The sequence below is a fragment of the Streptococcus sp. E24BD genome, from assembly GCF_041807825.1.
Lineage (GTDB): Bacteria > Bacillota > Bacilli > Lactobacillales > Streptococcaceae > Streptococcus > Streptococcus entericus.
The window spans coordinates 1-12,623 of record NZ_JBGTZB010000043.1 but is presented as its reverse complement, the minus strand read 5'-3'; the positions used below and the strand labels follow the sequence as shown (position 1 = coordinate 12,623).

At 44.9% G+C, this 12,623-nt stretch carries 12 protein-coding genes, 1 pseudogene and 1 riboswitch; of the genes and pseudogenes, 8 read left to right on the top strand and 5 right to left on the bottom strand.

The genetic code is table 11. The features are described from left to right. From ACERC5_RS08915 to ACERC5_RS08905, 3 genes are all read left to right on the top strand, one after another. Positions 1-92: IS3 family transposase (locus ACERC5_RS08915; protein WP_373660429.1), on the top strand; the 92-nt coding region annotated here is incomplete at its 5' end. Between the two features lie 388 nt (positions 93-480). Next, complete coding sequence (locus ACERC5_RS08910; protein WP_373659538.1) at positions 481-1,146, top strand: GNAT family N-acetyltransferase; 666 nt, start codon at positions 481-483, stop codon at positions 1,144-1,146. A 94-nt stretch (positions 1,147-1,240) separates the two neighbouring features. Next, complete coding sequence (locus tag ACERC5_RS08905) at positions 1,241-1,483, top strand: type B 50S ribosomal protein L31 (RefSeq protein WP_018367403.1); 243 nt, start codon at positions 1,241-1,243, stop codon at positions 1,481-1,483. 128 nt (positions 1,484-1,611) lie between these two features. Here ACERC5_RS08905 and ACERC5_RS08900 read toward each other — a convergent pair whose 3' ends face one another. Next, positions 1,612-2,766, bottom strand: coding sequence for an MFS transporter (locus ACERC5_RS08900; protein ID WP_373659539.1), 1,155 nt, complete (start codon positions 2,764-2,766; stop codon positions 1,612-1,614). A 62-nt stretch (positions 2,767-2,828) separates the two neighbouring features. Continuing rightward, positions 2,829-3,338 (bottom strand): QueT transporter family protein, encoded by a 510-nt coding sequence (locus tag ACERC5_RS08895; RefSeq protein WP_373660594.1) that lies wholly within the window; start codon positions 3,336-3,338, stop codon positions 2,829-2,831. After that, positions 3,336-3,435: riboswitch (PreQ1 riboswitch) on the bottom strand. (Overlaps the previous gene by 3 nt.) 28 nt (positions 3,436-3,463) lie before the next feature. Between ACERC5_RS08895 and ACERC5_RS08890 the strand changes: the two genes are divergently transcribed. Both ACERC5_RS08890 and ACERC5_RS08885 read left to right on the top strand, forming a co-directional pair. Continuing rightward, complete coding sequence (locus ACERC5_RS08890; RefSeq protein ID WP_373659541.1) at positions 3,464-3,892, top strand: GtrA family protein; 429 nt, start codon at positions 3,464-3,466, stop codon at positions 3,890-3,892. 33 nt (positions 3,893-3,925) lie between these two features. After that, positions 3,926-4,696 carry a TraX family protein gene (locus tag ACERC5_RS08885; RefSeq protein WP_373660593.1) on the top strand — a complete coding sequence of 257 codons (771 nt, stop codon included), beginning with the start codon at positions 3,926-3,928 and terminating at the stop codon, positions 4,694-4,696. Positions 4,697-4,824: 128 nt separating this feature from the next. Here the strand turns inward: ACERC5_RS08885 and ACERC5_RS08880 are convergent, their stop codons facing one another. The 3 genes from ACERC5_RS08880 to uvrB all read right to left on the bottom strand — a co-directional run bounded on the left by ACERC5_RS08880 (position 4,825) and on the right by uvrB (position 8,589). Then, complete coding sequence (locus ACERC5_RS08880) at positions 4,825-5,436, bottom strand: acetate uptake transporter (RefSeq protein ID WP_373660592.1); 612 nt, start codon at positions 5,434-5,436, stop codon at positions 4,825-4,827. 311 nt (positions 5,437-5,747) lie between these two features. Continuing rightward, positions 5,748-6,575 carry an AbaSI family restriction endonuclease gene (locus ACERC5_RS08875; RefSeq protein WP_373660591.1) on the bottom strand — a complete coding sequence of 276 codons (828 nt, stop codon included), beginning with the start codon at positions 6,573-6,575 and terminating at the stop codon, positions 5,748-5,750. Between the two features lie 22 nt (positions 6,576-6,597). Then, on the bottom strand, positions 6,598-8,589 hold the full coding sequence (gene uvrB / locus ACERC5_RS08870) for an excinuclease ABC subunit UvrB (RefSeq protein ID WP_373660590.1): 1,992 nt from the start codon (positions 8,587-8,589) through the stop codon (positions 6,598-6,600). A 278-nt stretch (positions 8,590-8,867) separates the two neighbouring features. On the opposite strand from uvrB, the pseudogene ACERC5_RS08865 reads away from it, so the two are divergent. The 3 genes and pseudogenes from ACERC5_RS08865 to ACERC5_RS08855 form a co-directional block, all read left to right on the top strand. Continuing rightward, a pseudogene (locus ACERC5_RS08865) lies at positions 8,868-10,238 on the top strand (amino acid ABC transporter substrate-binding protein/permease); the annotation flags it as partial. A 3-nt stretch (positions 10,239-10,241) separates the two neighbouring features. Beyond that, complete coding sequence (locus tag ACERC5_RS08860; RefSeq protein WP_373660589.1) at positions 10,242-10,991, top strand: amino acid ABC transporter ATP-binding protein; 750 nt, start codon at positions 10,242-10,244, stop codon at positions 10,989-10,991. Positions 10,992-11,188: 197 nt separating this feature from the next. Next, positions 11,189-12,430 (top strand): aminopeptidase, encoded by a 1,242-nt coding sequence (locus ACERC5_RS08855; protein WP_373659546.1) that lies wholly within the window; start codon positions 11,189-11,191, stop codon positions 12,428-12,430. The last annotated feature ends 193 nt before the right edge of the window (positions 12,431-12,623 follow it).

Below are 12,623 nucleotides of genomic sequence, written 5' to 3'. Positions count from 1 at the left end.
GCGATTATATTTTTTACTACAATAACAAACGAATCAAAACAAAATTAAAAGGACTTAGTCCTGTGCAGTACAGAATTAAATCCTTTCAATAATATTTCTTGTCCAACTTTTGGGGGTCAGTACATCGTTGCAGTTATTTATCGACAGATTAACATGGGTTACTCAACCAAGGTGGTTTTGTTGATGTTAACCTGTTGCCTACACCACTGGGACTTTTATCCTTCGTTAATGAAAACGAACTATTCTGTAAAACGATAGACAGGATAAAACACAGTTTTCCCAGTCTAAAAAGTGCGAAATAAGCGGTGAACAAGTTCACTCTACAGTACCTGGCACTGCTTGTCTCATGGCTGAACAACTGTCCTCAATATGGAGAAAACAAGATGATTAAACGTTTGGAGAAACCTGAAAGCATTGCTCACTTGTTTAACGGGTGGGAACAAGTGCTTCTAACTGCTTGCTTAACTGGTCAGATGGGTGATGTCTGGGGGTGACCAGTCAGACAATCCTCAATCTGTTTTGGCACGAATCGGGCAATTTGGTGCCTTTGGATTTTTGGCAGGAGAGCCACTGCTCAATCTGGTTGAACACTGTCATGGTCAAGACATCATTCTAGTACCGACTACTGATGCATGGGCAAACCTGATTGAGCATCATTACGGAGAGAAAGCACACGGTTTTACCCGATATGCCATGATTGCGAATCAGTTTGATCAAGCTAGGTTAAGAATTTTGGCAGATGGCCTACCTGATGGCTATCGTTTAGAGTATCTCAATGATTTGGCTTATGACCAGTGTTTAAGAGAACCGTGGTCGCGTGACTTGGTCGGCAACTTTCCGACAGCAACTGCTTATGCCAAAGATGGATTAGGCGTGGTTATCTGGTTTGGTGACGCTGTCGTAGCAGGAGCTTCCTCTTATGCTCGAACAGATGACGCTATCGAAATCGACATCAGCACCCATCCAGACCATCGCTTAAAGGGATTAGCAACGGTGGTTGCTGCACGTCTCATCCTGCGATGCTTAGAGCAAGGTCTCTCTCCGTCATGGGACGCCCATACGCTCATTTCTCGCCAATTAGCTGAAAAGCTGGGCTATGGCTTAAATTACCCTTATCAAGCTTATGAGATTTCTTGGGAAATTTAAGATAAAGTTCTTGCCAAGCTCTGCTATTTTTGGTAAAATGTAATGGTTAATAACTATGGCTCACAAAGGGCTATGGCAGAAAGGATTTTTTACGATGAGAAAAGACATTCATCCAGACTACCGTCCAGTTGTTTTCCTTGACACAACAACTGGTTACCAATTCCTTAGTGGTTCAACGAAACCATCTAAAGAAACTGTTGAGTTCGAAGGCGAAACTTACCCACTGATTCGTGTGGAAATTTCATCTGACTCACACCCATTCTACACTGGACGTCAAAAGTTCACGCAAGCAGATGGACGTGTGGATCGTTTCAACAAAAAATACGGTCTCAAATAAAAACCCCTATTTCTCAGTGGAAATCACTGAGAACAAGCCTTTTCCGAGAATATCGGAAGAGGCTTTTTATGTGCGGCAACCATTTAGGCGCACTAAAAAAGTGGCTGGACATCCAGCCACCTGACTAGTTAAGAGTGCTTCAAGGGACGAGCTAATAGATAGACACCGGCGAGTAAGCACAGCACAGCATAAATGAGCACAATCGTCTGAGTATTTAGAAAAATTTGTTCCAAAAAAGCTGGCAAAATCGACGAACTTGCTCCACCAAGATTACAGCCTACCAAAACAATAGTCATCTTTTTATTCAATAGACGAGCTGAAACACCTTCTGAGGCTTGATTGAACACGATAGTGAGAACAGTGCTGTAACAAAAACCAGACAAGATGGCGCCCGTTCCAAGCACTAAAAGACTACTTCCCAAACTAACCAACAACACTAATCCAGCAAAAAGAAGAACTGACAAACCCAGCAACTGGCGACCTAATCGTTGTACCAGAAAGCTAAACGAGAGCCCTGCCAAAATTCCCATCAGCATCATAGCACTGATGATTCTGCTCGACTGGGCTGCTGTCCCTAGACCAAGCCCTTCAACAAGTAATGGAATTTTCAGGGTCAGCATGGTATTGATATGAATAACAAAACCCGCTATAAGACCTAAAAAGATGGCTTGTCGCCACTGTGATTTCGGCAAACGAACATCTGCGTCACTATCTTGATGGCGCTGACCGGGCTGTGTTTTTGGCACAAAAGCCAGATACAGCCCCAAAATAAGAAAGGCAACCAGATAAATGGCAAAACTGGCTGTCCAGCCCAAAGGCAAGAGAAGCCCGACCAATGCAGTCAAACTAGCTGAGCCGAGCACTTCTGCTGCACCTCGAAAGCCGAGCATTTGCAAACGTTCCTGACCATCATAGTGACTACTGATAATATTGATGGCTCGCGCATTGATAAACCCAAGACCGGTTCCAAGAATCAACCGTCCTAAGAAAATCAGCACGTAAGACCTTGTCACCAAAGGTAGACTACCGCCGCAAGCTATCAGTACCAATCCCAAACTAATCATGACCGGCTCAGGCAGATAGCCCTCTAGGTAAGGATTAACCAGCAGAGAAACCATGATGGCTAAGGACGTCACGGTAATCAAAAACTCAACCTGAGCACCAGAAATCCCTAACGGCTCAAAAAAAGCAATCATGGCAGGTAAGGCAGGCGACACTGCAAAGGTTGACACCAGCATTACCGACAAGGATAGGATGCTCATTTTTTCAATCAAACGTTTCATAAAACCTCCAAAATAAAACGGACATCTACCGGCTGGTAAGATATCCTTCACTACCAAATCGACTACTTGGTCAAATCAAATCGCTGGCTCAAATGCTCAATCAGCAATGACCCGATTAAAAGCGAAGCCAATTCTCCCAAACCTGTTGTCACCCAAGTCAAGAAAAAGGGAGCTCCAGCAATAATAGTCAATTCTGCTGCAATGGTAAACATGCTAGCTGCAAAAAATAAGGAAAAATAGAAAAATGCCTTATTAAAGAGTCCACCCAAAACGCGCTCATTCTGGTATTTTTTGAATAGCATAACTCCCAGAGCAACGAAAACTAAGGTCGATAAGCCCCCCACAACCACATCAATCAAGCCATAAGTAAACAAGTTGGAAATAACAACACCCGCAGTAACAGCGATGATGTATTTCCGATGGAAAAATGTCAAGAAGTTCATCATCTCTGATATCCGAAACTGGTACGGACCGTAGCTGATGGCATTAAACGGTGGTGTAATGGTCAACACAACATAAATAGCAGCAACGATAGCCATGTGCGTGTAGTCAGTAACTGTCAATTTTTTCATTTCTTTTCTCCTTTAGCGGCTTTCCCGCATCTAATATGCTCGGCGAAAGGGAAATAAGCACCGAGGGTCCGTAAACGAACGTTTTTATTGTAGCATATTTTTAGTTTTTTTGGTATAGTCTGAGTATGAAAAAATTATTTAATAACGAGATTTTTAGCTACCTCTTCTTTGGTGTCTTGACCACCCTTGTCTACCTCAGCATCCGCTTTGCTTTATTTGAATTTCTAAAACAAACGGCTTTGCACTCAGCGGTTATTGCTAACATGACTGCTATTATCTTTGCCTTTTTAGTCAACGATACCTTTGTTTTTCGGCAAAATAAGCAGGGCTGGCAAGCACGTTTTGTTAAATTTTTCCTGGCACGACTTGGCACTCTTGCACTCGATGTGATATTGGCCTATATTTTCATTGATAAATACCCGCAACTGATTGGTCAGTTTGTTCATCATGACCTCGCCATGATCAATAAAATTGAGAGCGTCATCGCCCAATTCCTGATTGTGGTTGGCAATTATTTCATTAGCAAACTCCTCATTTTTACCAATAAAAAATAATCTAATCCGTAACTCTTCTCGAAAGGAGTAACCATGCCACACACCTTCAAAGGATTCTCCGCCTTTTCCTTGCGCCTCATCGCTATGATAATCATGCTTATTGACCACACAGGTGCGGTCTTTTTCCCACAATTTCTGTGGCTCCGCTACATCGGACGATTAGCCTTTCCCATCTTTGCTTTTTTAATCGTAGAAGGCTACAGCTACACCAAAGATTTCCGCCGGTATCTTTTAAGATTATCTGCCCTCGCGGTCATCTCCGATTTCCCCTTTCATCTCATGTTACAGGGCACCTGGGGCTATACCCCCTTTCAGAATGTTATCTGGACATTTGTTATCAGCCTGATAACCATCTGGCTGGTTGACCAAAGCCGTCAAATCTTGCCAAAATGGGGCGCATTAGCTAGCGGTATCCTGATCACTGCTATCGCTTACAACCTCGCCCAATTTCTCGATACCGATTACCGCGGTCTTGGTGTAATAACTGTTCTTGGATACTACTTATTCCGAGGCACCACATGGTCACACCGCCTCGGTCAACTGTTCGCCCTCCTCTTGGTCAATCTAGGACTTGCCAACCTCTCCTACCTTGGTGCCAACGGCTGGGAAAACCTCCCCCTGCTCTTTCAACACTTTGGCTTCTCATTTTTGTCGCCTCAACTCCATGCTCCTTTGGCACTGGCCTTTATCTGGCTGTGCAATGGCAGAGCTGGCTACAAATCTAAACCTACCCAGATAGCCCAGTATCTCTTCTACCCTATCCACATGCTTATATTGGGAATCCTAGCATTTTATGTTTTCTAAATCTTTCACTTAACATCAATAAAATAGATTTTATCACAAAAAACGAGGACATGATCCAGTCCTCATTTGATTATTTATTCCCTATTTTCTATAAAATAAGTCGTCGCAGTGACCAATAGGTCTTGCTTTTATTTTTTAAAGATACCTAGCGGTTTACCAAATGGTAAAAATTGGTAACCGAATTGACCGTTTAAAATATTAACCACAAAGCCATAGAAAGACACAGCTGAAATCGCCAGCTCGCTATAGGCAGCTAAGCTATGCATGGCATGCTCTGCGATGCCCAAGGTCGAAAGGGTCAGACCGATGAAGAGAAGGTCAATCAAGACAAAGATGGTCAGTAAAGTCTTATTGGTCTCAGTCGCAGCTAGGGTCATCACCAGCGTGAAAATCAGGTAGCCCAGAAAAGCAAAACTCAACTGTTTCACATCAGACAGCTCTGCCATTTTAGCCCCAAAAACGCCGTTTTGGGTCATCCAACTCATAGCAACGCCAAACCAGAACAGGGCGTAGGCACCAAAAGCCGTCGTGCCAAAGAGGTTTTGGCGCTTAGCATCGTGAATGCAGGCAAAGAGCTGGGCAAAGGCACCGAGGAAGATGGCCCAAGGAACAACCAGAGAGGTCCCGGTGGTAAGGCCTAGCTTCTGCGAAGAAGCAACGAGAGTAACAATGACCAAGCCAAACAGCCCTAGAGCCGATGGATCAGCATTTGCGATTTTGATGATTTTGGTTTCAGACATGAGGTCTCCTTCTAAAATTGTAATCATCAACCTTTATAGGGTAGCAGATTTTACGTTTGGTGTCAACGGGGAATTGTGGCGATAAACATCAATTTGCGCAACATTACGAATCCCTACCCCATCGCTTTCAACTCCAATAACATATCCCTGATTTGGGCAGCCAGTTAACTATTTAAAACAGGCATCTAGTTTTTTACTATCTGGAATCTAAACTTAGCTGCTCTATACTTTTGATTAATTACTCCACAAATAAAAATTCTACCCACCCTAAATTTTGTAAAGAATTAACTAACTTAAAATATCTAATCATGTTATAAAAACGTTTTTAAATCTAATACTTCAGATACTCTATTGTACTCAATGGACTCAGAATCGGCCTTAACACATTCAAAAACTCCCTTGAATACATGATACGTTTTTCCGAACACATCCGTTTGATGTGCAAAAACTATAGAATTTTTAACTATATTTTCAATTAACATTATTCCATCATTTTTAGTTTGAATAATCTTCACATCATCAATCAATTCGTTTGTCCAATCCCTGTTGCTATAAAGTTTAGGAAACCAAACTTGCGTATTTTCTAAAATTTTCCAAGTTGCTCTCTGATGACCTTTATAGTCTTTGCCAAATAATTTCAAAACATCTACATGCGTTCTAAATTTAGCATTATCTGTAACTTTCAACTTTCCTCTATCAATCCATTGTTGTACATCAAATCGCTTGTCAAATTGAAAGGGCATAAACTGATTTGATTTAATCTTGGAATTTTTACAATTTCTTATCTCTTGAACCAGCCTTTTGATTTGTTCATCAACATCGTATAAGTCAGTTATAGTAATTCGTTTTATAGTTATTCCTGTAAGATTTATGATCTCTTTTTCTCTATATTTATCAAGTTCAAAGTTTTTTATATGATATGGTTCATCTATCTCAACCGCGATATTGAACTGCGGGAAAAATAAATCCATGAGATAATTCCCATTTGGTTTTCTAACAACTTGCTGAGTTGTGAACTCTATCTCAAAATCATCTAATAAATGTATAATCCTTGATACAACGTAATACTCATATTTTTTATGGCTAATTTTTGTCATCAAGTTAGCATAATATTCTAATTCTGTTATTTCTTTCGTCATCTCATTCTCCCGTAAACCTTATTTACCCCATCGCTTTCAACTCTAGCACCATATCCCGAATCTGGGCGGCGAGTTCGAAGTCGAGGAGTTCTGCGGCGGCTTGCATTTCTTTTTCCAGTTTTTTGATGGCGGCTGTCCGTTCGGTCTTATTCATAGCGGAGTAGTCAACGGTCTCTTCTGCCACTTCTCCCTTAGCAGACTTGGTGATGGCGATGAGGTCGCGGATTTCTTTTTTGATGGTTTGTGGGACAATGCCGTGCTTCTCATTATAAGCCATCTGGAGTTGACGACGGCGGGCTGTTTCATCCATGGCTCGTTGCATGGACTCGGTCACCTTATCCGCATACATGATGACATAGCCTTCAGCGTTCCTGGCCGCCCGTCCGATGGTCTGGATGAGACCTCGCTCATTGCGCAGGAAGCCTTCCTTATCCGCATCGAGGATAGCGACCAGAGACACCTCTGGCACATCAATCCCCTCACGCAGCAGGTTAATTCCAATCAGCACATCAAAGATACCCAGTCGCAGGTCACGGATAATCCCCGTCCGCTCCAAGGTCTTGATGTCGCTGTGCATGTACTTGACCTTAACCCCCATTTCCTTGAGGTAGTCGGTTAGGTCTTCTGCCATTTTCTTGGTTAGCGTGGTGACAAAGACCCGCTCCCCTTTTTCTGCTCTGCTATTGATTTCACCCAGCAAATCATCCATCTGCCCCATGGTCGGACGCACCTCCACCTCGGGATCCAGTAGCCCTGTTGGTCGGATAATCTGCTCGACCACGGTCTCGGTCTGTTCCATCTCATAGTCACCAGGGGTCGCCGATACATAGACAATCTGATGGACGTGGCTCTCAAACTCCTCACGGCGAAGTGGGCGGTTGTCCAAAGCCGATGGCAGGCGGAAGCCATAGTCGACCAGCATCTGCTTACGGCTGCGGTCACCGTTGTACATGCCCTTGATTTGCCCCATGGTCATGTGGCTCTCGTCGATCATGATGAGGAAATCCTCTGGGAAAAAGTCCAGAAGTGTATAAGGCGGCTCGCCCTCTTGTCGTCCATCCATGTGGCGAGAGTAGTTCTCCACGCCATTAGTATAGCCCATCTCCCGCAACATCTCGATGTCGTAGTCCGTCCGCTGCTTGAGCCGCTGGGCTTCGAGGAGCTTGCCTTCTTGTTCAAAATGGCGGAGCTGCTCTTCAAGCTCAGCTTGGATTTGGGCAATGGCCTGCTCCATGTGATCTTCATTGGTCACGAAGTGGGTGGCTGGGAAGATAGCCAAGTGGTCAACTTCACCTAACACCCGCCCTGTCAGGCTTTCGATTTCACGGATACGGTCAATCTCATCACCGAAAAACTCGACCCGAAAGGCATGCTCGTCTCGGCTAGCTGGAAAGACTTCCACCACATCACCCCGCACACGGAACCGCCCCCGCTGAAAGTCGATGTCATTGCGTTCAAACTGAATATCCACCAGCGCATTGAGCAAGTCATCACGAGACAACTCCTGACCAGGACGCAGACTGACCACGCTGTCCGAGTATTCCTTGGGGGACCCCAAACCATAGATGCAGGACACTGAGGCCACCACGATAACATCATTACGCTCCAGCAGAGCTGAGGTCGCCGAGTGACGAAGTTTGTCGATTTCGTCATTGACCGAGCTATCCTTTTCGATGTAGGTATCGCTGGATGGCACATAAGCCTCAGGCTGGTAATAATCATAGTAAGACACGAAATACTCCACAGCATTATCAGGGAAAAATTCCTTGAACTCGCCGTAAAGCTGACCAGCCAGGGTCTTGTTGTGGGCGATGACCAGGGTCGGCTTGTTGACACGGGCGATGACCTGACTCATGGTGTAGGTCTTCCCCGTACCCGTCGCCCCCATGAGAATTTGGGCCTTCTCGCCTCCCTCGATATTGTCCACCAGCTGCTCAATGGCCTGCGGCTGGTCACCTGATGGGGAATATTTGGAGACTAATTTGAATTGATTATCGGATTTACGGTCAATCATTATGCTTTTCCTTTTTCTTCTTTTATCCTATTTTACCACATCAGAAACTATTTGACTGACTTGAAATCAAATCTATCGAGACTCTAATTTTTATAATGTAAAAAAACCTAACATCAATTAAAATCGTTTATTGACTGACAGAAAAAATCTTGTTATAATAGCCCTATATCTAACCAAGGAGGCTAACTTTGAAGCGATTTTTAATTTTTATGACGTCACTTTTTATGACATTTCTTGTGATTTTATCTGGTGGACTAGTTGCTGCAGATGGCACTATCGCAAAACCGATCAAATCGAATTACCACATCGTCAGTGATTCATCATTTGCACCCTTTGAATACCAAAACGACAAGGGCAACTATGTCGGCATTGACATGGAGCTAATTCAGGCTATCGCTGATCAACAGGGCTTCAAGATTACCATCAGCAACCCAGGTTTCGATGCCGCCCTCAATACGGTTCAAGCCGGTCAGGCTGATGCCGTCATCGCTGGCATGTCCATCACCGATGCCCGGCGAGAAATTTTTGATTTCTCCGACCCTTACTACACCTCAAACATTTTGCTGGCGGTAAAAAACGGAAGCAATATCTCTACTTACGAGGACTTGACTGGTAAAACTGTCGGCGCCAAAAATGGTACCTCGTCCTACAAGTTTTTAGAAGAAAATCAAACAACATACGGCTATACCCTCAAGGCTTTTGATGAAGCCTCAGCCATGTATGACAGCCTCAATTCTGGCGCTTTAGATGCTCTAATGGACGATGAAGCGGTTCTCCGCTATGCTATTACCCAAGGCAGAAACTTTGCTACCCCAATCTCAGGCGAGCCATCAGGTGAGTATGGTTTTGCGGTCAAAAAAGGCAGCAACCCCGAACTCATCACCATGTTCAACAATGGGCTAGCCGCCCTCAAAGCTAACGGAGACTACGACAAAATTATTGCCAAGTATCTGGGCGAAACCAGCACAACCGCATCAGCTGTTAACGAGACTACCATCGCCGGATTGATTAGCAACAATTACAAGCAACTCCTATCTGGGCTTTGGGCAACCTTGTCTCTGGCTTTGATCTCTTTTGCCTTAGCGACTGTGGTCGGCATCATCGTCGGTATGATGTCCGTCAGCCCTATAAAGGCTCTACGCATCCTTTCAGCTATCTTCGTCGACGTCGTACGAGGCATTCCCCTCATGATTGTCGCCGCTTTTATCTTCTGGGGCATACCTAATCTCCTTGAGAGCCTGACCGGTCAGCAGAGTCCCATTAACGACTTTGTGGCTGGTACTATTGCGCTAACGCTCAATGGCGGAGCTTATATTGCCGAAATCGTCCGCGGAGGCATTCAAGCCGTACCTGTTGGTCAGATGGAGGCTTCTCGTAGCCTAGGCATTTCCTACGGAACCACCATGAAGAAAATCATCCTGCCACAGGCCATCAAACTCATGTTACCCAACTTCATCAACCAGTTTGTCATCTCACTCAAAGACACGACCATCATCTCAGCCATCGGAATGGTTGAACTCTTCCAAACAGGGAAGATCATCATCGCCAGAAACTACCAATCCTTCCGCATGTATGCTATACTAGCAGTGATGTATCTGGTCATCATCACCCTACTGACCAGACTAGCCAAGAAACTGGAAAGGAACTAAGCCATGACCACAACAAGAGAATTAAAAATTGATGTGCAAGATTTGCACAAAACCTACGGTGATAACGAGGTGCTAAAAGGCATCACTGCCCAATTCTACGAAGGTGATGTCGTCTGTATCATCGGTCCGTCAGGATCTGGCAAATCAACCTTCCTGCGCACCCTTAACCTGCTTGAGACCATTACTAGTGGCAAGGTAATTGTTGATGGTTTTGACCTGTCTGACAAAGCCACTAATGTAGACAAGGCAAGGGAGAACATCGGCATGGTCTTTCAGCACTTCAACCTTTTCCCTCACATGACCGTGATTGAAAACATCACCTTTGCTCCTGTCGAATTAGGCAAGCTGAGCCAGAACGAGGCTGATAAGGTCGGGCGCGACCTTTTGGAAAAAGTTGGATTGGCCGACAAGGCAGATGCCTACCCAGACAGCCTATCAGGCGGTCAAAAGCAACGGGTGGCTATCGCTCGAAGTCTGGCTATGAATCCAGACATCATGCTCTTTGACGAGCCAACCTCTGCTCTTGACCCTGAGATGGTTGGCGACGTGCTCAATGTTATGAAAGATTTGGCCGACCAAGGTATGACCATGTTGATTGTCACTCACGAGATGGGCTTTGCTAGAAGGGTGGCCAACCGTGTGATTTTTACAGACGGCGGTCAATTCCTCGAAGATGGCTCCCCAGAGCAACTCTTTGACAACCCACAACACCCACGTCTCAAAGATTTCTTAGATAAGGTCTTAAATGTGTAATGTAGATTCCCTTCACTGAGTTGAGGGGAATTTTTTGCAACTACCAATCAAAAATCAAGGCAAGTGCCAATAGAGTTAACCATGTAAAAATTGTTACAGCATGTTTTTTGTGTTTAACATGTTCTTTTCATCAATTCTTGTGAAAAATCAGAAAATATGGTAAAGTAGAAAGGTCATAAAAAGAAAAGGAGACACTTATGGTTTTACCAAATTTTGACCAGAACCTGAAAAAATACGCCCAGCTCTTGATTGCTAAAGGCGTTAACGTCCAAAAAGGGCATACCCTCATCATCTCAATTGCTGCTGAGCATGTTGCCTTCGCCCGCCTCTTGACCGAAGAAGCTTACGCCAAGGGAGCTGCTGAAGTTATTGTAGACTTCGTTGATGACAAAATTTCTCGCCAACGTCTGCTCCATGCTGACATTGAGCGTTTGGAAAATGTACCAGGCTACATCGTTGAACGCTCTCGCTATTTGCTCAGTAAAAAAGCTAGCCGCTTAGTTATCCTATCATCTGACCCTAACGCTTACGGTGGGGTTAACCCAGACCGCATTCAAACAGCTCAGAAAGCTATGGCTATCGCCCTCGAAGAGCAACGTAATGCTAGTCAAGCCAACAAAATCAGCTGGAACTTGGCCTCTGCTGCTAGTCCAGAATGGGCGGCTATGGTCTTCCCAGACCTAGCGAGCGAAGAAGAGCAGGTTGATGCTCTCTGGGATGCCTTCTTCAAGATGAACCGCATCTACGAGGATGACCCTGTTAAGGCTTGGGACGAGCACGAAGCTCGCTTGACAGAACGCGCTGCTTGGCTCAACGAGCAACAGTTTGACGCCCTCCACTACACTGCTCCCGGCACTGACCTTGTCCTTGGTATGCCAAAAGACCACAGCTGGCAAGCTGCAGGATCTATCAATGCCCAAGGTGAGAAATTCATCGCCAACATGCCAACTGAGGAAGTCTTCTGTGCGCCTGACTACCGTCGCGCTGATGGTGTTGTGACCTCAACGAAACCACTCAGCTACGCTGGTGTTGTCATCGAAGGCATGACCTTTACTTTCAAAGACGGTCAAATCGTTGACGTTAAGGCTGAAAAAGGTGAAGAAACCCTCAAACGCTTGGTGGAAGAAAACGATGGTGCCCGTGCCCTTGGTGAAGTGGCTCTGGTACCCCACAAGACCCCAATTTCATTGTCAGGTCTGACCTTCTTCAACACCCTCTACGATGAGAACGCCTCTAACCACTTGGCTATCGGTCAAGCCTACGCCTTCTCCATCAAGGGTGGCACTGAAATGACCCCTGAACAGCTCAAGGAAGCTGGACTCAACCGCTCAACCGCTCACGTGGACTTCATGATCGGTTCTGAACACATGGACATCGACGGCATCAAGGCCGACGGCACTCGTGTCCCAATCTTCCGTGGCGGAGAATGGGCTGAATAATCCTTATCATATAAAAAAGGGCTCTATAATTTTTGTAGTGGTTAAATCCACCTCGGAGATTATGGAGCCTTTTTGAGTATGAAAAAAGCCCATATGACCTATAATGAAAAGCGACTAAATTCACATTAGAAAGACTCATATGGAATAAAGAACTAGTCAGGGGAGTGACTAGTTCTTCCCGAGCTCTAAAATA